Below are 18,844 nucleotides of genomic sequence, written 5' to 3'. Positions count from 1 at the left end.
TAATTTTGTACTCTCTTATACAGAAAGTGACGTAATGAAAAAGCATTTATACCTGTTGATGACCATGATCATGGTCGTGTCGATGAGCGAGTTGCAGGTGGCCGGAATGATGCCGTCAATCGCAACGGATTTAGACACTTCGGTCAGCCGGGTGGGACTCCTCGTTTCGATGTATTCACTCGGCATGGCGCTTGGAGGTCCTGCTGTTGCCTACATGCTGCGCCACATCCGACCTAAACTAGCTTTACTGTCTGTCGTCGGCTTGTATGCGGTTCTCGAGGCCCTAGTTCCGCTGATCCACGAGTACTGGTGGGTAGCCATTTTTCGAATCTTGACCGGTTGCTTGTCGGGAGCCACGTTTGGCCTATCAGTGACCTTCGGAGCTCAATTGGCGGAAAGTCCAACGAAAATCGGGGAAGCAATTTCAATTGTGCTGGGTGGAATCATGGTTGGCACCGTATTCGGGCTGCCGCTGTCACACTACGTTGCTGGCGCACTCAGTTGGCAGACCAGCTTCTATCTGCTGGCACTTATAGCGCTCTGCTTGTTTGTTGCGAGTCTATTTGCGTTGCCTTCGCGGGATCCCGCATCGCAGGAAGCTAGCGAACAAGACCTACGCAACCTCCGTTCCCTCCGCCTATGGTCCCGCTATCTGGTCAGCCTGCTGACCATCGGCGCCGCCTACGGTTCATTCACCTATTTCACGCCTCTCCTGGAACGGAATTCGGGACTAAGCCCGAACACCACGACCGTGGTCTTGCTGACGTATGGACTGTTCTCGTTCATCGGGAATCTTGTGGTGGGCAAGTTCGCCGACAGTCACGCAGTAACGGTGTTGCGCATAGGACACGCAGTCTTAATCATTTCGCTCAGCATCATCGCCATGTTCGCAACCACTGGTTGGCTCACGGTAACAATGGTGCTTCTAGTCGGACTCGCAGGTGTCTCCATGAACCCCGCTCTTGTCACACGCGTAGCCGAGGTAGGCGGGACCGGAAATCTGGTTAGCACCGTCCACACCTCTGTGATCACAATGGGCGTGACACTGGGAACTGCCGTCAGCGCGCTTACCATGAGTATCGCCGGTAATGACCCTGCCATCGCTATGTGGACCGGGGCCGCGTTCGCCTGCCTTGCGGCGATCGTATTGGCAACGCAAACCGTTCCCTTTAAGAGATCCGCCGCATCATCTATCTAATTCCAGATAAAGGGGGGCGACGCGCAACTGCAAAATCCAAGATCACGCCACTCCTGAGGGCAGCGCAGAGGAGTAATCGGAGGCTTAGTCGCAGTCCATCTCCGCGAACGCTTCTTCCACCGAGTCGTGCTCCTCGCGGGATTCTTCCCACACTTCCTTCGATGCAGACAGGTTGACCGCGGCGATGATCGCGCCGACGATGATGTCGAACCAGGCGGTCGCCCAGACGAACGTGAGGAGGCCAGCGGCGATGATGAGCAGGTTGGCGAGAGCATCGTTGCGGGCGGCGAGCCAGGCGCCCGTCGTCAAGCTTGAGCCCTCATCCCGAACCCGCAGCAAGATGACTGCGCACGCGAGGTTGACCACGAGCGCGCCGAGTGCCACGCCGGTGAGCCCTTCCGGCGATGGAGGGACCGGATTGAGCAACTTGTAGATGACGGTGGCGATCGCGGCAACGGCCGGGATGAGGATAAGGACGGCGAGGAAGGCACCGACCTTCCGGCGGCGCTGCGCGGGCCACGCGACCGCGAAGAACACGAGGAGGTTAATCGCGGTGTCTTCGAGGAAGTCGGCGGAGTCGGCGAACAGCGACGCAGAACCGATTGCGATCGCGGCGGCGAATTCGACGAAAAAGTAGGCCAGGTTCAGCAGCGCGACGATGAGTACGGCGCGGCGGATACGTTCAGTAGACACGCGTGCGCATGCTACCCCATCGTGAGGATAAACACCCTTGAGATATACCCCCCAGGGGTATACGGTCGGTGTCAGATACAGACGTCAACGAGCAAGGGATTCATAGACCATGCACGACCAAGACACACGCGAAGCACACACGCACGCCCACCACCAACACCACGACGACAATCAACACCACGATCACGAGGACCATGAGGGGCATGGCGGTCACGGTGGCCACAGCGGCCATGCTGGCCACGGCGATCACGGCGATCACGTCGCCCAATTCCGCCGCCTGTTCTGGATCATGCTGGCGCTCTCTATCCCGGTCGTGGGCTTCAACGCGATGTTCGCCGACCTGATCGGCTACTCCCTCCCAGAAGCCTCCTGGGTGCCGTGGGTCTCACCTCTGCTCGGTACGGTGATCTACTTCTGGGGCGGCTGGCCCTTCCTCACCGGCGCGGTGGATGAGATCCGCCAGCGCCAACCCGGCATGATGCTGCTGATCGGCCTGGCCATCACCGTCGCCTTCGTGGCGTCGTGGCTGTCCAGCCTCGGGGTGCTGCCGCACACCTTGGACTTCTGGTGGGAACTCGCCATGCTTGTGGTGATCATGCTGCTGGGGCACTGGATCGAGATGCGCTCGCTCGCGCAGACCACCTCAGCGCTCGACTCGCTCGCGGCGCTACTCCCGGACGAGGCGGAAAAGGTCGACGGCGACGAGGTGGTCAAGGTCGCCCCGGCAGAACTTGAGGTCGGCGACATGGTCATCGTCCGGCCCGGTTCCTCGATCCCAGCAGACGGCGTGATTGTCGAAGGCAGCGCCGCGATGGATGAGTCCATGGTCACCGGCGAGTCGAAGACCGTGCGCCGCGAAACCGGAGAAAACGTCGTGGCGGGCACGATCGCGACCGATTCGGGATTGCGAGTTGAGGTCACCGCCACCGGCGACGACACCGCGCTCGCAGGGATCCAAAAACTGGTCTCGGATGCGCAGGCGTCGTCGTCACGCGCCCAGCGCCTCGCTGATACCGCTGCCGGTTGGCTGTTCTGGTTCACCATCGGCGCTGCCGTGATCACGGCAGTGGTGTGGAGTTTCCTCGGCCGGCCCGATGAGGCAGTCGAGCGCACCATCACCGTCATGGTCATCGCCTGCCCGCACGCGCTCGGCCTCGCCATCCCGCTGGTTGTCTCGATTGCGACGGAGCGTGCCGCCCGCGCCGGCGTGCTGATCAAGGACCGCCTCGCGCTCGAATCGATGCGAAACGTCGACGCGGTGCTCTTTGACAAGACCGGCACCCTGACGCAGGGCGAACCCACCGTCACCGCGCTTGAACCCGTCGAGGGTTACAGCGACAACGAACTGCTCGCCCTCGCCGCCGCGGCTGAGTCCGACAGTGAGCACCCGCTGGCCCGCGCGATCGTCAGCGCCGCCGAAGAACAGCAGCTTGAGGTTCCCCGCGCCAGCGACTTCTCCTCCTCCCCAGCAGTCGGCGTGCGCGCCACGGTCGACGGCACCGTCATCGAGGTCGGCGGCCCGTACCTCGTCGAGGAGCGCAGCGCCGACGAACTCAAGGTCGCCAGCACCTGGCGGGAGGAGGGGGCAATCATCTTGCATGTGCTTGCCGACGGCCACGTTATCGGCGCCCTGCGCCTCGCCGACAAGATCCGGGAAGAGTCCTTCGACGCGGTCAAGGCGCTCCACGCCGCCGACGTCGAGGTCGTGATGATCACCGGCGATGCTGAAGCTGTCGCCGAGAGCGTCGCAGCAGAACTGGGCATCGACCGCGTCTACGCGGGTGTTCGCCCGGAGGATAAGGCCGCGAAGGTCGAGGAACTGCAGCGCGAGGGGCGCACGGTGGCCATGGTTGGCGACGGTGTCAACGATGCCCCCTCCCTGGCGCAAGCTGACGTCGGCATCGCCATCGGCGCGGGCACCGATGTGGCAATCGGCTCCGCAGGCGTCATTCTGGCGTCCTCGGATCCGCGCTCGGTACTGTCCGTCATCGACTTGTCCCGCGAAACCTACAAGAAGATGCAACAGAACCTCTGGTGGGCAGCGGGTTACAACCTCGCGGCTGTGCCGCTCGCAGCTGGTGTGCTCGCACCCATCGGCTTTGTGATGCCGATGAGCGTGGGAGCAATCCTCATGTCCGCATCCACGGTGATTGTGGCGCTGAACGCCCAGTTGCTGCGCCGCCTCGATCTCAACCCCGAAGCCAGCACCGCCCGGCTTCTCGAGAATGCATAGGTAGACCATGTCATCTACGTCCGAACACTACGGCTACATCAGCGACAAGGACCGCTACCTCGCCCGGCTCAAGCGCATTGAGGGCCAAACCAGAGGTTTGCAGCGAATGATCGAGGAAGAGAAGTACTGCATCGACATCCTCACGCAGATCAGCGCGGTGAACTCCGCGCTGGAGAACGTCGCTGTGGCGCTACTGCAGGACCACCTCAAGCACTGCGTCACCGAGGCCGTGAACAGCGGCGAGGGTGCTGAGCACAAAATAAAGGAAGCATCCGAGGCGATTGCCCGGATGCTGAAATCCTAGAAGTGGAGCTAAGGGTGTCTAGGTTCACGACATATTTGACACCATGTTCCAGCGGCGATGGTCCTGATGCTTGACAGGTGAGTCGAGACATACTTGACACTTAGGCCGACCTTAACTTGATGAGTGATGCTTGACAGGTGAGTCGGGACATGTTTGACAGATGAACAGTCCCAACCGCAATCTCGCCATCGTTCGTGCAGTGCGGAGGGTGTCCGATTGTTTGTGTGCGGGGGCTTGGTTTACAGGTAGTCCGCGAATCGGTCGGGGTATGCCACGGCTAGTTGGTTGATGGCTTGTTTCCACCCGGTGGCTTTCGCCCCTTCAATATAGCCGTTGCATTCGATTGCCCGTTTTGCCTTCTTCGCCCGCTGGGCGGCGCGTTTGTCTTCGATGTTGCAAATCATCAACCACAGCGTCTTCAGCGCCGCGGTGTCGTTCGGGAACTGGCCCCGGTTGCGGGTAGCTTTGCGCAGTTCAGCATTGAGCGATTCGATCGCGTTCGTGGTGTAGAGCACCCTCCGGGCCGCTGGCGGGAACTGCAAAAACGGCACGAACTGCTCCCACGCATCACGCCACACCTTCACCGACTGCGGGTAGCGGCGCCCTAGCTCAGAGGCTTCGAACGCGTCCAGGGCGGCGCGGGCGGTGTCCTCGTTCGGTGCGGTGTAGACCTCCCGTAACGCACTCGATACGGGTTTGCGGTCTTGGTAGGACACCCACCTGTTCGCAGCCCGAATCAGGTGCACGATACAGGTTTGCACCATCGAGTTCGGCCAGGTTGCCTCCACCGCATCGGGTAAGCCTTTGAGCCCGTCGCAGCAGACGATGAACACGTCTTGGACCCCACGGTTGGCAAGGTCAGCGCACACGGACGCCCAGAATGCGGCACCTTCGTTACCGGCGATCCACAACCCAAGGATGTGTTTGATGCCGTCCATGTCGACACCAACGGCCATGTAGCAGGACTTGTTGACCACGCGGTTACCATCGCGGATCTTGATCCGCAATGCGTCGAGAAAGATCACCGGGTAGAACTCTTCGAGCTGTCGGTTCTGCCACATCATCACCTCATCGAGTACCGCGTCGGTGATCGTGCTGATCGTATCGGGGCTCATGTCCACCCCGAGGGTGGTTGCGAGGTGGTGCTGGATGTCTCGCACTGTCATCCCGCCCGCATACAGGGAAATGATCATGTCATCAAGCTCAGTGAGCCTGCGGGCCCCCTTTGGCACCATCTGCGGGGCAAACGTCCCCGCCCGATCCCTTGGCATGGTTACTTCCAGCGGGCCGTAGCCAGAGTCGACGGTCTTGGTATACGACCCGTTGCGGTGGTTATCCTCACCGCGGGTGTCAACCTCAGCTTTGGCTTTGCGGTCAGAGTGCTCATAGCCCAAATGGGCATCCATCTCCGCCTGTAGACCGGCATTGATCGAGGCCTGTAAAAGCCCCTTGACCAGCTCGCTGGCATCGTCGGTGGAGGTGGACAGCTCCCCGATGAGCTTGGCGAGCTCGGGGTTATCCATCAGCTTCTCGCTGATCTCATTGACCCTGGCCGGGTCATGGCTTTTCTTCGGTGACACCGTAGTCATTATCGGTGAAACTCCTTCAGATCAGAGCCTCACACACAAAACTCCTGACACCCTCGCAGTGCGCGACCAGAAACAAAAAGTTGCCGCGGTGGCGAAACGCTTCGGTGTCAGCCGCCAGCGTGTGTATCAAATCCTCGCCGACTACGATGCCGGCGGCGATGCCGCCGTCGCCCCGAAATCTCGGGCCCCGCACACGCACCCGCAAGCGGTTCCAGAAGCACTGCGCAACGACATCATCGATATGCGCAAACAGCTCACCCGCCATGGCCTTGATGCGGGACCGGAAACTATTGCCTACCACTTAGCCGCGCAGGACAAACGGGTGCCGTCAACCTCAACAATCAGACGGATCCTCACCGATGCCGGTTTGGTGACCCCAGAGCCGAAGAAGCGCCCCAAAAGCTCCTACATCCGCTTTGAGGCAGCGCTGTGCAACGAAATCTGGCAGGCCGACATCACCCACGTGTTCCTCGCTGACGGCACCCGAGTCGAAGTCCTCGACTTCATCGACGACCACTCCCGCTACCTGATGTCAATCACCGCCGCCGCGGCCTTCAGCGGGGCGGCAGTCGCTGCCGAATTGACCCGCCTCATCAGCACATACGGGCCGCCAGCATCAACGCTGACCGACAACGGGCTCGTCTTCACCGCCCGCTTGGCCGGGCGAAAAGGCGGCAGGAACGCCTTCGAGAAAGTGCTCACCGCCAACCGTATCCAGCAAAAGAATGGTCGCCCCGGACATCCCCAAACCCAAGGCAAAATCGAACGCTTCCACCAGACACTCAAGAAATGGCTCGCCGCCAGATCACCAGCGCCCACCATCAACGAGCTGCAGCACCTCCTCGACGAATTCGCTGATTACTACAACACCCAACGCCCCCACCGCGCACTCGGCAGACGTACCCCAGCGCAGGTCTACACCACTGGGGCCAAAGCCAGCCCACGCGACAACCCCAAAGAAGAATGGCGAATCAGAAACGACACCGTATGCACTAACGGCAAAACCACCGTCCGCTACGCCGGAAAACTCTTCCACCTCGGCATCGGACGCGCATACGCCAGCAAGAAAATCCTCATGGTCATCACCGACAAACACATCATCACGTCATTGGCCGACACCGGCGAAGTCATCACAGAGCACTACATCGACACCAGTCGCGACTACCAAAAGCCCTACTGGAAAACAGGAGACCCACCCCTCAACCCCCACCAATGACAAAACCGGCACCCCAGAAAACCAAAAACCGAGGCACCGGTTTGTCCACCATGTCGCGACTCATCTGTCAAGCATGTCGCGACTCAGGACAAAGTGGAGCTAAGGGGAATCGAACCCCTGGCCTTTGCATTGCGAACGCAACGCTCTACCAACTGAGCTATAGCCCCGTGTGGGAAGTGAGGTTACTCCCCTCCCACGCAACTGTTAAATCGCCAGGCTGAGCTGGACTAACGACGTAGCCCTAGCTGGCGCGGTCGCCGAAATCGCCGTAGCTCTCGTAGTCGTCGTAACTGTCGTCATCGCCAAAATCGTCGTAACGGCCGCCGACTCGAACAGGCACGCGGCGCTCGCGCTCGATGGTGCCGTACTCCGGCTCGGCCTGACGGTAGCGCGGCAGGTGGTCGAAGTCCGGGCTCTCATCATCAAGGTCCATGATGACGGCACCGGCACGGTAGCGCTCCCGCTCCACGATGGCAGGACGGTCCTCGGTGTCCACACCCAGGCGGGCGCGGCGCAGCTGGCGCATCCGGCGGGCGCGCAGTTCCTGCTCTTGCTTGACTACGCGGCGCAGCGCGACCATGAACCACAGCGTCAGACCGACAGTGATCGCAGGCAGCACCCACATCCAACCACCGACGATGAGCGCCGCTATAAGCGTGATCGCGGATGCCGCCAGGAGCGAGATGAACGTGATCTTGCGGCGCTTGAGCCGGTCAGCGCGGGTGAGCGCATCACGCTGCGGATCGTAGCCGCCGCGGCCCTTGCGAGCTTCGGCGAATGCAATGTCGGCGTCCTCGAGTTCGACGCTCGAAGTATCGGCATCCGCAGCCACCTCGATGTCCGAATCCGCCGCGTTGTCCTCGGTGTCAGTCTCTCCATGTTCGAGCACGACAGCCTGATCCTCAGCCGCGGCCGATGCCTCTTCTGAGACGTATCCGAAGTCAGCGGGTGCAAGGTAGGACTCAGCCAGCTCGTACTCCGCCTGCGCTTCGTCTTCGTCTTCGTCTTCGTCCGAGTCTTCCGCCTGCGCCTGCAGCACCGAGTAGGCAGTGGAGCCACCTGCCGCCGGAGCCTCGACCTCGTTGGATTCAACAGTGCCCTCGGCACCCTCGGCACCCTCGGCCGCCTCGGCTTCCTTGACCTCCTCGACCTCATCAGCCTCGATCACATTGGGAGCGAGCTTCCGGCTCACGCCGGCAGTCCTGGAGATGAGGGTCTTCATGCTCGCGGAGGTGTCGTCGATAAGCACTTGCTCCTCATCCGAAACTGCCTCGACAAGCTCGTAGTCCTCGTCCTCCGAAGCCTCGTAGTGGTGCACATCAGCAGCCGTGAGCTTGGGGCGGCGACGCTCGACCATTGGCATGGTGCCGCCTTCGTGGAGCACGCGGGTCTCCTCGTAGCCCTGGCCGGAGCGGCGGATCGGCTTGTTGTTTCCGAACGCGAGCGGGGCGAGAACAATCACCCACACGACGACGATCAGCAGAATGATCAGGCTCGGGCTGCCCATAAGGACGTGCCACCTTTCCTCGACAAAGTTCATCAAAGTTGTGCCCAACGCTAACGGGGCCATGCTTGGCAACGAACCCGGCGCGCCGGTTAACAACCCATGAATTGCCTGAATAATGCGTGCTTTAGCGGATCCGGCCCGCGGCGGCGAGACGCTCCACCGCCGTCGTCGGGTAATCCTCGGCATTAAGAGCGACGAAGTGGTGGTCACGCCATTCACCGTTGATATGGAGGTTGCGGCGCATGAACCCTTCCTCCCGGTATCCGCAGGATCGAAGCACTCGGCCCGATGCTGGGTTATAGGGCAGGTACGTCGCGGTGACGCGGTGCATGCCAACGCGGTGGATGGCGTGGTCGGTGCCGAGAGCACAGGCTGCAGTTGCGACGCCGCGGCCCATGTACGGCGAAAACACCCAGTAGCCGATCCAGCACTCCCCCACGGCCCCGTGCTGAATGTTGCCCAACGTGACCTGACCGGCGAACTCACGGTTCACCTCGATGACCATGGGCACCACTGTGCCGTCGTAGGCCAGACGCCGAAGGTTCAGCCAGTTGTTGCGCCAGGAGGCGTGGGAGTGCGCCTCCCACCAGGTGCCGTGTGTGGTGGGCTCGACGGGTTTGAGCCACGATTCATCATGCAGGCGCATGTGGCTCCAGGCTTCGCCGTCGGAGCTTGCCAGCGGCCGCAGCTGCACGCTGGCACCGTCGCGAATGCGCACCGCTGGCGTGGTTTCGGGCCAGCCTGGAGTCGGTGCGCGGAAAGGAGCGATGAAACGGTCGAGCATTAACGCACGCTATGACCGTTGTTGTAAGAACTCGACATCGACGATCTCGCCCGGACGCACCTGAGTCACGCCTTCAGGCAGTCGAATCATCGCGTTGGCTTCGGCGAAACCTGCGAGCAGGTGCGCCGGTGCCCCGCCTACCCCGCCGAGGCTTTCTACCAGGTAGTCCCCGGTGTCAGCGTCGCGCATGAGGCGAGCTCGGACGTACCCGCGGCGCCCGCCGATGGAGTCAATCGCCCGCAGCGAACGTGCGCGCACCGCGCGTCGACCGGTCGCCTTCTTCCCCAGCGACTCGCGGATCACTGGACGGATAATCGTTTCTGCGATGATCAACGCCGAAACCGCGTTCGACGGCAGCAAAAAGGCCGGGATGCGCTCGTCGCCCAAGAGTCCGAACCCTTGGACGGAGCCGGGGTGCATAGCCACTCGCGTGGTATCCACCTCACCGAGTTCGCGGAGCACATCCTGCACGGCGTCCGAACCTGAGCCGCCCACCGCGCCGGTAATGATGACCAGTTCGCTGCGCGAAACGTGGCCAGCGATCACCTCAGCGAGGCGGCGCGGTTCCGCGTTGATGATGCCCACGCGGTTGACATCGGCACCGGCTTCTTCGGCGACTGCCGCTACCACGTAGGAAGCTACGTCGTAGACCTGGCCCAATCCGGGGTCACGTTCGACGTCGACAAGTTCGAGCCCGTAGCTCATGACCGTCACGCGCGGGCGCGGGTAGACCAGCACTTTGTCCCGCCCGGTGGCGGCGACGAGGCCGATCTGTGCGGGGCCGAGCACAGCCCCTTGACGCACTGCGATGTCTCCGGGCTGAATGTCATCCCCCGGACGGCGAACGAAGTCACCGGAGCCAACTGGACGCGTCGGCGTCATGCGTTTGCGCCCGCGGTCCGACCACTCAAGTGGCAGCACAGCATCGGCCAACGTAGGCAGCGGCGCGCCGGTGGCCACGCGAACTGCCTGCTTCGGTTGGAGGCGGAGCGGCTTTTGCGAACCTGCGGCTACCTCGCCTACCACCGGCAGAGTGTGGTCCCGCGAGGCCGAAGGGGTTTCAGCACCGCCCTCGTCGTCGCGCGGCTCCGGCCGGCGCAACCCTGCGGAACCGCCGACATCCACGGCACGCACCGCGTACCCGTCGACAGCAGCTTGGTGGAAACCAGGAAGCGACTTTGTCGCGGCGATCTCCTCGGCACACATCAGTCCGAGCGCATCAGAAATCCCGACGCGGACCGGTTCCGGTGTCACCGCCGCATCGATCACTATCTCAAGCTGCTCGTCAACGCTGCGCATTGGGTCGTGGTTTCTCGCTTAACCCTGCTGCCCCCGCTCGAGCACCTCCGGGTGCTCCGCCTCAAATTCAGCGAGGATTTCCTTGAGTGCCGGGTAGAGGGCAGGTCCGTACTTCTCATCACGAAGGCCGAAGTCGACGTTTGCCGGGATGTAACCACCAGGGTTACCCAGGTCGTGGCGCTTGCCGCGGTGCACCACCACGTGCACTGGATGCCCCTCCTGGATCATCAGCTCGATAGCGTCAGTGAGCTGCAACTCGCCGCCCTTGCCCGGCTCGATGCGCCCCAGGGCGTCAAAGACCGCGCGGTCCAGCAGGTAGCGACCGGTTGCGACGAGGGTGGACGGCGCTTCTTCCTTGGCAGGCTTTTCCACCATGCCGCGGACCTTTTTCACCTCAACGCCCTCAATATCGCGCTCAGCGTCTTCGACGTCGAACACGCCGTAGTTGTACACCTCATCCGGGGTGACGTTGAATGCGCACAGCACGGAGCCGCCGAACTCCTCGCGCACGCGCACCATCTTGTCCATCACACCGATTGGCAGCACCAAATCGTCTGGCAGCATGACGGCCACGGCGTCTTCCTCGGCGTCAAGTGCAGGCTCAGCACAGCCAACCGCATGGCCCAAACCAAGCGGCGACTCCTGGGTCACCGCGACAGCGTCAATCAGTTCGTTGGCGCGGCTGACTTTCTCCGCCTGTTCCTCCTTACCGCGGTTGAGTAGCCGCTCTTGCAGCACATTGAACTCACCGAAGTGGTCCATGATTTCCTGCTTCTGTGGAGCTACCACGATGACCAGGCGCTCCGCCCCCAAATCAGCAGCCTCTTCCGCGATCAGCTCAATGCCCGGAGTGTCCACAACTGGAAGCAGTTCCTTCGGAACCGTCTTGGTTGCCGGCAAGAACCGAGTACCCATTCCTGCCGCGGGTACGACCACCGTCCGCACACCGCCATGCGCCGCCTGCTGAGACTCCTCTTTAGAATTCCGCATGGGCATGGAGTCTACCCGTGATTGAGGCTTCTCCGCTTTCCGACCCGACCAGAAAGGTATACCGGTGGCCATACAACGGAGCAAACCAGGAACCGAAAAAGACCAGCTCCGACGCGAGGTCGCCGAGGGCAGAAGCTCCCTGAAACGCATGCCCGAGCGCAAGGCTCAGCTGGACGCCGAAATTGTGACGTATTCCATCGCCGCAATGACGCACTTCGGCGCTTTGAACCAGCCGATCGCAGCGTATAACCCCCTGCCTTCCGAGCCGGGCCCCGCGGACTACGCGGCCTGCCTCAACGCCCACGCTCAAAGCGTTTGGTTGCCGATTTCGCTGGCAGAAGGGGTCCTCGCGTGGGCCTCGACACCCCAAGACGGGCAGGCCGAGCGCCAAGGCGCGCTCGGCATCACCGAGCCGCAAGGGCCCCGCTTCAACTCGAATGTGCTGCGCGCGTGCGCGCTGGTGATCGCGCCGGCAATGGCCGTCGATAAGCATGGCCTGCGACTTGGCAAAGGCGCAGGCTACTACGACCGAGCGTTGGTGGGGCTGGATGTGCCCGTGGCCGCGGTGGTATATGACACAGAGTTTGTCGCTGCCGTGCCGCACGAAGCGCATGACGCGCCCGTCGATGCGGTGATCACCCCCTCGGGGTTCTTCCCGCTCTAGGGAACGGCGGCGGCTCGGCGCGCGTCTAATCCCTATGAACCTCGCTCGTTTTGACGCCCTCCTGCACCCCGGACATCACCGAAGCACAGTCATACGGCGGGTGCTCGCCCTCGTGCTCGTGGTGGTTGCGGGGCTGAGCATGCTTATCGACGCCCACCGGGCTGACCCTTCAGTGCTCATCTTTGCCCGGCCCGTGGCAGCCGGGGCGGTGCTCACCGAAGAGGATCTGACAACCACTCGCCTTCCCAGCAACGTGGTGCCCGCGAACGCGATTCAAGAAAGCGAGTTGGCGACAGGCCAGATCCTCGCTGCCGGTGCATCGGCTGGTGAGGTGGTCACCACCACCCGGCTTGTTGGCCCCGATCTGATTGCGCAGCTAGTTGCCGAGGAGCCGCCCGGCGAGGACTTCACCATGGTGCCGTTGCCGCTCGCGGAGCCGGACATCGTGCCCATGCTGCACCACGGCGCACGGGTCGATGTGATTGGCCACGGCCCCGCAGTGATCGCTGAGGGTGGGCGGATCGTCACCGTGGGAGAGGAAGGCACGGTATTGGTGCTGCTGCGAAAGACGCATGCTGCGGCCGTTGCTGCCGCATCGTTGGTCGACCCGCTTACGGTGGTGCTCAGCGGCGGCGGGTACTCCGCGATTCCGCAGTTGAAGTCGGCGCGGTAGCTGGGTTATTCACCGTGGTGGGGTGGGCGTTCGTGCTCGTAGAATTCCCGGTCGCTCAGCAGCTCGGGCGCGTTGTCATCAAGTTCGACGACGCGCTCGTCGTCAGACGTTGTATCGGCTGACTGCAGGGGCACGTCAGCCGTGCGGTCGTAGTCCACATCCGCGGTCCGCTTGGCGCGGCGGCGTGCTCGAGCCATCCGTTTAGCTGACGCTGTGTTCGTCGAGTTCACTGATCAGGTGCGAGATCAGCGGACCGATGGTTGCGATGCCGTCGCGGATCGCCTGGCGGCTCGGCGCGAGGTTCACCACAACGGTAGAACCCGAAACGCCGCAGATCCCACGCGAGGTGCAGGCATCGACCGCACCGCAGGCCTGACCGGAGGAGCGGATGGCCTGACTGACCCCGGGCACCATTTTGTCAATCACGGCGCGCGTCGCTTCTGGTGTCTTGTCGCGCGGGCCAACACCAGTGCCACCGATTGTCAACACCAGATCAACGCCGCCGACAACACCGGTCTCAATCGCTTTGCGGATCTCCGACTTCTTCGACTTCGTGTGCACAACGGCATCAACCTCGAGGCCGATTTCGGTTAATAATTCAGCGACCATCGAGTGCGTGTTGTCGTCGGGGCTGTCGAAGCGCCGGTCGCCGACTAAGACCACAAGCGCGCAGGGTGCAGGCCGAGAGCCAGTTTCAAGTTCCGCGGCGCGGAGAAACTCCTCATCCGGTTCTAAGAAATCCAGCGAGTCTTGCGCGGTAGTCATAGATTTTCCACCTTTACCTCTGCTGCTCATCTGACGAAGCTACGCATCGCACTTTACTCGGAACTTAACGTCACCTCTACCGTTCTGAGTTCGCCGTCGGTACCGCGCACCTCGAGGGTCACCGTCTCGCCGAAATCGCGCGAACGCGTTGCCGCGATCAATGCGTCTGCGGACTCGATCGGGCGGTCATTCAGCCGGATAATCGTTTCGCCTTGTTTCAGCCCGGCCTGCTCCGCGGGGCTTCCCGGTTGCACGTCGGCGATGACGGCACCTTCTGATGCGTCTCCCATCACATTGACCTGCACACCCAGCATCGGTTGCTTCGCCTCGCCGGATTCGATGAGCTGGTTGGCGACTCGCTGGGCGAAGTTCGACGGAATCGCAAAGCCGAGACCGATCGAGCCTCCGCCCTGTCCACCTGGACCACCCGACGACAACGACGCGATGACCGAGTTCATGCCTACGAGACGACCTTGCATGTCGACCAATGGGCCGCCCGAGTTACCGGGGTTAATCGCTGCGTCCGTCTGGATGCCGTCCATAAGCGAGCTCTCTCCCCCACCCTGGCCCGCACGAACGGGACGGTTGAGGGCGGAAACGATGCCGCTTGTCACGGTTGCGGAAAGCCCAAGGGGCGAGCCGATAGCGACGACCTGCTGGCCCACTCTGAGGTCATTCGAATTGCCGAACTCCAAAGTCGGCAGGTTTTCCACGCCGTCAATCTTGATAACGCCGATGTCAGTATTCACATCGGATGCGACATAGGTCGCTGGGTGCCGGGAACCGTCATTCAAGGTGACGGTGATTTCGCCGTGGTTGTCCGCAGCAGACTCGATGACGTGGTGGTTCGTCAGCACGTACCCGTCAGAAGAGACGATGGAGCCGGACCCCTCAGCTGCGGAACGCTGACCGATCACCTCGATGGAGACAACCGCCGGCAACACCGCGGCAGCGACCTTTTCGACGGAGCCGTCTGGAGCTTCTTCCACCAAGTCGGTCACCGGCTGGTTCAAGCTGTTCTGGAAATCGCGCGGCTCCGGGGTAGCGTTGGAACCCGCGAGATAGCCCGCGCCTCCGCCAACGAGGAGCGAGGTCACTGTTGCCACCGCAATCGCCGCACCGACGCCAGAGCGTCGCTTCGGCTGCGAGGCAGGATTTGACTGAGGTTCGTTCAACGCTGGTTGTACACCAGCGTTCGAGGTAGATGGCTCGTAGGAGGAGTTCTGGTTTGGCTCGTACGGGCCCTGAGGTGGATATGCGTTACTCACCCCACCATGATGCCCGATGCGTCTGTGACTGCACTAACGAAGAAAAACTTTCCTGCCAAAGATTCTCCAGCCGCACCCTGGGCACCGGCTGTGAAAGAGCTTGATGGCGGGAAGCGTTACAGGTCTACGCTTGCGTCCGGCACCTCAGCAGCGGAGTCAACCCCTCCGGCCAGCTCCAGATCGGACGGGACGCGGCCGGGGAAGACAACGCGGAAGCGTGCGCCACCGTCGTCGGATTCTTCTACGAAGACCTTTGCCTTGTGGCGTTCGAGGACCTGGTGGGTAATTGCAAGACCCAGACCAGAACCCGGCGTCGAGCGGGTTTCCGTCGCGCGGTAGAAGCGCTGGAACACTTTGTCGCGCTCCTCCGGCGGGATACCCGGGCCGGAATCATCGACGATGAGCACTGCGCGCCGCGTCGCGGCACGCAGCGAAATGCGCACAGTGCCACCTGGCGGCGACCACTTCAACGCGTTATCGATGATGTTGAGCGGGGCACGCACCATGGCCGCACGATCTCCTCGCATGATCCACGGGTCGGCGCGGTATCGGAACTGCACGTCAGGACGGCGGCGCCGGCCACGCTCCAGGGCTTCCTCGATGACCTCATCCAAGCGGAACTCTTCCGACACAGTGCCAGGCGCGTCTTCCCTCGCCAGATCGACAAGGTCCGTGATCAGAGAAGACATTTCTTCCATTTGGGCAATCACGTCGTGCTGCAGGTCAGCCAGATCTTCTTGCGAGATCTGGTCCTGGCGCCCCGAGGAGTACAGCATGTTCAGCAATTCGATGTTGGTGCGCATCGAGGTAAGTGGCGTTTTCAGTTCGTGGCCGGCATCGGCAACCAGCTGCGCCTGACGTGTGCGGGAATCTTGAATGGTGCGCAGCATGTCGTTGTACGACGCGCTGACCTGCGCCCATTCGTCGTCCCCATCGACTGGCAGCATGCGCAGCTTTCCCGTGCGCGTGACCCCCTCGGCCGCTCGCTGGAGGCGTTGGAGGGGTCGCAGGCCTGCGGCAACGACGAGGTTGCCCAATCCCCACGCCAACAGCGCCCCAAGCCCGGAAATGATGAGCAATCCCGCCCCGAGGCTGCCCACCAACTGACCATAAGGATCGATCATCTGGGAAAGCGCGACGTACTCGCCTTCTTGTGAACGACGCACCACTACGCGCTCCGAACCCAAGGTGCGGGTGGACAGCTCGTCGCCGTTTGACAGCGGCGCGAACTCCCCACCGACCGGGACCGGATCGCCGTAGAAACCCTCGGACCCTGCGGGCGAAACCGCAATGCGCACGAAGGGGTTATGGGTCTTGAACCGCCACACTTCTTGGCGGATCGCGTCCGGGTCGGCCAATCCGTCCTCGCGCAGCTCAGTCATCTCCACAAACGCTTTGGAGCTCAGCTCGCTATCCAACCTGCTCAAGCGCGCAGACGAAACCGCCCACGTGCCCACCGTAAAGGTCAGCAACACGGTGACCACCACCATTGCACCCGCCAAGAACGCTAACTGCTGGCGGGTGGTCAGTCCCAGCCCAAAGAAACTCGCCGGGTGGAACTCAGCGTCCGCGTTGTCACTACTATTGTCTAGCCTCGCGTGTTTGTCGCGGGTGTAGTTTTCTGCGGACTGTCGGAGGATCACGGAGCGTTCTCCCGCAGGACGTAACCAACACCGCGCACGGTGTGGATCAGCCTTGACTCACCTTCGGCCTCGGTCTTGCGCCGCAGGTAGCCGATGTAGACCTCGAGTGCGTTGCCAGACGTCGGGAAGTCGTAGCCCCAGACCTCCTCGAGGATCTGCTGCCGGGTAAGCACGCGGCGTGCGTTGTTCATCAAAAGAAGCAGCAGTGCGAACTCGGTTCGGGTCAACGTGATCTGGCGGCCAGCGCGGGTGACCTCGCGGGTCTCCGGATTCATCGTCAAATCCCCGAACGTTAGCGCCGCACGTTCAATGGTCTCCTCCGACGTTGGGGTCTCCCGGGTGCGACGCAGCAGTGAGCGAACGCGGGCGAGCAACTCCTCGAGCGCGAACGGCTTCGGTAGGTAGTCGTCGGCACCGGCATCCAAACCGGCCACTCGATCCGCAACATCATCGCGCGCGGTGAGCATCAGGATCGGGGTGTGATCCCCTTCCTCACGCAGCACTCGACACACGCCGAGGCCATCGAGCTTCGGCATCATCACATCAAGAATCGTCAGATCCGGGCGCTGCTCACGGATTAATTGAAGAGCTTCCTCGCCGTCCTCCGCGAGTAACACATCGTAGCCGTTGAACCGCAACGACCGCTTCAGTGATTCGCGGACGGCTTGCTCGTCATCCACAACCAAAATTTTCATGTGATAAATCTTAACGTATAGCAAACTCAAATTGCGCTTGATTACCCAATTGAGCCGTAAATTGACCAGAAAAAACCGGACCTACCAAACGCGTTGGGAGATCCGGCGCGCCGAGTTCAGTTTAGAACTGCTCGACATCGATCAGGCCAGCCTTTGCCGCCTTGACCAACCGGCGCGGGATGCGCACTTCCTGGCCGTCAATCTTGACGGTCGTCAGCTCCGGATTGTCAGCCTTCCACTGCGAACGACGCATGCGGGTGTTTGCACGGGACTTACGAAACTTCGGGGTTGCCATCGTTGTACCTCCTTACAGGGTGCGCTTAGTTGGACTTCTTCTTGCGGCGAGCCATGCCACCGAAACGCTGGTTGAACTTCTCCACGCGGCCAGCAGTGTCCATGAGACGCTGGGCGCCGGTCCAGAACGGGTGCGACTCGGAAGTCACGTCAACGACGACGAGCGGGTACTCGTTGCCGTCTTCCCACTGGTCAGTGCGGTCGGAGGTCAGGGTGGAACGCGTCAGGAACTTGTGCCCCGTGTTTGCGTCCTGGAAGATCACCGGGTGGTAATCCGGGTGAATGTCATTCCTCATTGTTGGATTCGTCTCCCTCAGGGTTGAACATCAGGTCGATTCCGTAGGCGTACGGCCGTGCCTGAGTTGGGTGCGAAATTGGACTCGCAAAAGCTTACAGCTCAGGCGCCCATTCTCATAATTGGGCGGTTCGCTTATCGACGAGTCCCCCGTCCACCTTTGTCCACCCGCGACACTCCGGTAAACCGCTTTGGTTTCGCACTTAATCCGCGCGTCAGATAAGTTCTTCACCCGATCCACGTCAACTAGGCCTGTATTTAGGAGAGCACATGCTTCAAGGATTCAAAGATTTCATCATGCGCGGCAACGTCATCGATTTGGCTGTCGGTGTCGTCATCGGTTCGGCATTCACCGCCGTTGTCACCGCGTTCTCGGACAACATCATCAACCCGCTGATCTCCGCGGTCGGCGGCGCAGACTTCTCCCCCTTAGGCATCCACGTCCTTCCTGGCAATGAGGCCACCTTCATCGACTTCGGCGCACTGATCACCGCCTTCATCAACTTCCTGCTCATCGCCGCAGTTGTCTACTTCATCATCGTTGCGCCGATGAACAAGCTTGACGAGGCACAGAAGCGCCGCAAGGGCATCGACCCGGAGGTTGAGGACCCGACCGAGACCGAGCTGCTCACTGAGATCCGTGACCTGCTCGCCGGCCAGCCTGGCCAGCCCGGCCAGGCGACTCGTACACCCAATGCATAACGGTCTCCACCGGCCCCCGCGGAAACTTTCGT

The 18,844-nt window shown here is 61.8% G+C and carries 20 protein-coding genes and 1 tRNA gene; 7 read left to right on the top strand and 14 right to left on the bottom strand.

The features are described 5' to 3' along the window. Window positions 1-34: 34 nt before the first annotated feature. Window positions 35-1,198 carry an MFS transporter gene (locus tag CGLAU_RS03805; protein WP_095659545.1) on the top strand — a complete coding sequence of 388 codons (1,164 nt, stop codon included), beginning with the start codon at window positions 35-37 and terminating at the stop codon, window positions 1,196-1,198. Between the two features lie 84 nt (window positions 1,199-1,282). On the opposite strand, the gene CGLAU_RS03800 is transcribed toward CGLAU_RS03805, so the two are convergent. Next, a complete protein-coding gene (locus CGLAU_RS03800) occupies window positions 1,283-1,891 on the bottom strand; it encodes a cation efflux transmembrane domain-containing protein (RefSeq protein WP_095659544.1) in 609 nt (202 codons plus the stop codon). A 109-nt stretch (window positions 1,892-2,000) separates the two neighbouring features. On the opposite strand from CGLAU_RS03800, the gene CGLAU_RS03795 reads away from it, so the two are divergent. After that, window positions 2,001-4,124 (top strand): heavy metal translocating P-type ATPase, encoded by a 2,124-nt coding sequence (locus CGLAU_RS03795; protein WP_095659543.1) that lies wholly within the window; start codon window positions 2,001-2,003, stop codon window positions 4,122-4,124. 7 nt (window positions 4,125-4,131) lie between these two features. Beyond that, window positions 4,132-4,428 (top strand): metal-sensitive transcriptional regulator, encoded by a 297-nt coding sequence (locus CGLAU_RS03790; protein ID WP_095659542.1) that lies wholly within the window; start codon window positions 4,132-4,134, stop codon window positions 4,426-4,428. A 239-nt stretch (window positions 4,429-4,667) separates the two neighbouring features. Here the strand turns inward: CGLAU_RS03790 and CGLAU_RS03785 are convergent, their stop codons facing one another. Then, window positions 4,668-6,017 (bottom strand): IS256 family transposase, encoded by a 1,350-nt coding sequence (locus CGLAU_RS03785; RefSeq protein ID WP_095658980.1) that lies wholly within the window; start codon window positions 6,015-6,017, stop codon window positions 4,668-4,670. Between the two features lies 1 nt (window position 6,018). Here CGLAU_RS03785 and CGLAU_RS03780 point away from each other — a divergent pair, with 1 nt between their 5' ends. Further along, window positions 6,019-7,233 (top strand): IS481 family transposase, encoded by a 1,215-nt coding sequence (locus tag CGLAU_RS03780; protein WP_095661019.1) that lies wholly within the window; start codon window positions 6,019-6,021, stop codon window positions 7,231-7,233. Between the two features lie 94 nt (window positions 7,234-7,327). On the opposite strand, the gene CGLAU_RS03775 is transcribed toward CGLAU_RS03780, so the two are convergent. The 5 genes from CGLAU_RS03775 to CGLAU_RS03755 form a co-directional block, all read right to left on the bottom strand. After that, window positions 7,328-7,400, bottom strand: a tRNA-Ala gene (locus CGLAU_RS03775). Window positions 7,401-7,474: 74 nt separating this feature from the next. Then, complete coding sequence (gene sepX / locus CGLAU_RS03770; protein WP_095659541.1) at window positions 7,475-8,740, bottom strand: divisome protein SepX/GlpR; 1,266 nt, start codon at window positions 8,738-8,740, stop codon at window positions 7,475-7,477. Window positions 8,741-8,864: 124 nt separating this feature from the next. Then, window positions 8,865-9,524, bottom strand: coding sequence for a GNAT family N-acetyltransferase (locus CGLAU_RS03765; protein WP_095659540.1), 660 nt, complete (start codon window positions 9,522-9,524; stop codon window positions 8,865-8,867). 9 nt (window positions 9,525-9,533) lie between these two features. Beyond that, on the bottom strand, window positions 9,534-10,823 hold the full coding sequence (gene glp, locus CGLAU_RS03760; protein WP_095659539.1) for a molybdotransferase-like divisome protein Glp: 1,290 nt from the start codon (window positions 10,821-10,823) through the stop codon (window positions 9,534-9,536). A gap of 18 nt (window positions 10,824-10,841) precedes the next feature. Next, window positions 10,842-11,813 (bottom strand): UTP--glucose-1-phosphate uridylyltransferase, encoded by a 972-nt coding sequence (locus CGLAU_RS03755; RefSeq protein ID WP_095659538.1) that lies wholly within the window; start codon window positions 11,811-11,813, stop codon window positions 10,842-10,844. A gap of 64 nt (window positions 11,814-11,877) precedes the next feature. On the opposite strand from CGLAU_RS03755, the gene CGLAU_RS03750 reads away from it, so the two are divergent. Both CGLAU_RS03750 and CGLAU_RS03745 read left to right on the top strand, forming a co-directional pair. Then, window positions 11,878-12,477 (top strand): 5-formyltetrahydrofolate cyclo-ligase, encoded by a 600-nt coding sequence (locus tag CGLAU_RS03750; protein ID WP_157731254.1) that lies wholly within the window; start codon window positions 11,878-11,880, stop codon window positions 12,475-12,477. Between the two features lie 100 nt (window positions 12,478-12,577). Beyond that, on the top strand, window positions 12,578-13,150 hold the full coding sequence (locus tag CGLAU_RS03745) for an SAF domain-containing protein (protein ID WP_232507185.1): 573 nt from the start codon (window positions 12,578-12,580) through the stop codon (window positions 13,148-13,150). Between the two features lie 5 nt (window positions 13,151-13,155). Here the strand turns inward: CGLAU_RS03745 and CGLAU_RS03740 are convergent, their stop codons facing one another. The 7 genes from CGLAU_RS03740 to CGLAU_RS03710 form a co-directional block, all read right to left on the bottom strand. Then, complete coding sequence (locus CGLAU_RS03740) at window positions 13,156-13,347, bottom strand: hypothetical protein (protein ID WP_095659535.1); 192 nt, start codon at window positions 13,345-13,347, stop codon at window positions 13,156-13,158. Window positions 13,348-13,351: 4 nt separating this feature from the next. Then, a complete protein-coding gene (locus CGLAU_RS03735) occupies window positions 13,352-13,915 on the bottom strand; it encodes a MogA/MoaB family molybdenum cofactor biosynthesis protein (protein WP_095659534.1) in 564 nt (187 codons plus the stop codon). 53 nt (window positions 13,916-13,968) lie between these two features. Next, entirely contained in the window at window positions 13,969-15,090 is a 1,122-nt protein-coding gene (locus CGLAU_RS03730; protein WP_198305071.1) for a S1C family serine protease, read from the bottom strand. Window positions 15,091-15,299: 209 nt separating this feature from the next. Continuing rightward, on the bottom strand, window positions 15,300-16,826 hold the full coding sequence (locus CGLAU_RS03725) for a sensor histidine kinase (RefSeq protein WP_095659532.1): 1,527 nt from the start codon (window positions 16,824-16,826) through the stop codon (window positions 15,300-15,302). After that, complete coding sequence (locus tag CGLAU_RS03720; protein WP_095659531.1) at window positions 16,823-17,521, bottom strand: response regulator transcription factor; 699 nt, start codon at window positions 17,519-17,521, stop codon at window positions 16,823-16,825. The genes CGLAU_RS03725 and CGLAU_RS03720 overlap by 4 nt, the downstream gene beginning before the upstream one ends. Before the next feature lie 121 nt (window positions 17,522-17,642). Beyond that, the gene (gene rpmF, locus CGLAU_RS03715) at window positions 17,643-17,816 is read right to left on the bottom strand and encodes a 50S ribosomal protein L32 (protein ID WP_095659530.1); all 174 of its coding nucleotides are present in this window, start codon (window positions 17,814-17,816) and stop codon (window positions 17,643-17,645) included. 25 nt (window positions 17,817-17,841) lie between these two features. After that, window positions 17,842-18,111, bottom strand: coding sequence for a type B 50S ribosomal protein L31 (locus CGLAU_RS03710; protein WP_095659529.1), 270 nt, complete (start codon window positions 18,109-18,111; stop codon window positions 17,842-17,844). Window positions 18,112-18,380: 269 nt separating this feature from the next. On the opposite strand from CGLAU_RS03710, the gene mscL reads away from it, so the two are divergent. Beyond that, window positions 18,381-18,812 carry a large-conductance mechanosensitive channel protein MscL gene (gene mscL, locus CGLAU_RS03705; protein ID WP_095659528.1) on the top strand — a complete coding sequence of 144 codons (432 nt, stop codon included), beginning with the start codon at window positions 18,381-18,383 and terminating at the stop codon, window positions 18,810-18,812. Window positions 18,813-18,844: the final 32 nt, after the last annotated feature.

The sequence above is a fragment of the Corynebacterium glaucum genome (genome assembly GCF_002287505.1).
In the GTDB taxonomy this organism is placed as follows: domain Bacteria; phylum Actinomycetota; class Actinomycetes; order Mycobacteriales; family Mycobacteriaceae; genus Corynebacterium; species Corynebacterium glaucum.
Note: the sequence above shows the minus strand (reverse complement) of the source record. Positions and strands in the feature narration are given on the sequence as shown.

Coding starts and splice junctions, on each gene's coding strand:
- CGLAU_RS03805 (WP_095659545.1), top strand. CDS start 35: ATGAAAAAGCATTTATACCTGTTGATGACCATGATCATGGTCGTGTCG.
- CGLAU_RS03795 (WP_095659543.1), top strand. CDS start 2,001: ATGCACGACCAAGACACACGCGAAGCACACACGCACGCCCACCACCAA.
- CGLAU_RS03790 (WP_095659542.1), top strand. CDS start 4,132: ATGTCATCTACGTCCGAACACTACGGCTACATCAGCGACAAGGACCGC.
- CGLAU_RS03785 (WP_095658980.1), bottom strand. CDS start 6,017: ATGACTACGGTGTCACCGAAGAAAAGCCATGACCCGGCCAGGGTCAAT.
- sepX (WP_095659541.1), bottom strand. CDS start 8,740: ATGGGCAGCCCGAGCCTGATCATTCTGCTGATCGTCGTCGTGTGGGTG.
- CGLAU_RS03765 (WP_095659540.1), bottom strand. CDS start 9,524: ATGCTCGACCGTTTCATCGCTCCTTTCCGCGCACCGACTCCAGGCTGG.
- glp (WP_095659539.1), bottom strand. CDS start 10,823: ATGCGCAGCGTTGACGAGCAGCTTGAGATAGTGATCGATGCGGCGGTG.
- CGLAU_RS03755 (WP_095659538.1), bottom strand. CDS start 11,813: ATGCGGAATTCTAAAGAGGAGTCTCAGCAGGCGGCGCATGGCGGTGTG.
- CGLAU_RS03740 (WP_095659535.1), bottom strand. CDS start 13,347: ATGGCTCGAGCACGCCGCCGCGCCAAGCGGACCGCGGATGTGGACTAC.
- CGLAU_RS03735 (WP_095659534.1), bottom strand. CDS start 13,915: ATGACTACCGCGCAAGACTCGCTGGATTTCTTAGAACCGGATGAGGAG.
- CGLAU_RS03720 (WP_095659531.1), bottom strand. CDS start 17,521: ATGAAAATTTTGGTTGTGGATGACGAGCAAGCCGTCCGCGAATCACTG.
- rpmF (WP_095659530.1), bottom strand. CDS start 17,816: ATGGCAACCCCGAAGTTTCGTAAGTCCCGTGCAAACACCCGCATGCGT.
- CGLAU_RS03710 (WP_095659529.1), bottom strand. CDS start 18,111: ATGAGGAATGACATTCACCCGGATTACCACCCGGTGATCTTCCAGGAC.
- mscL (WP_095659528.1), top strand. CDS start 18,381: ATGCTTCAAGGATTCAAAGATTTCATCATGCGCGGCAACGTCATCGAT.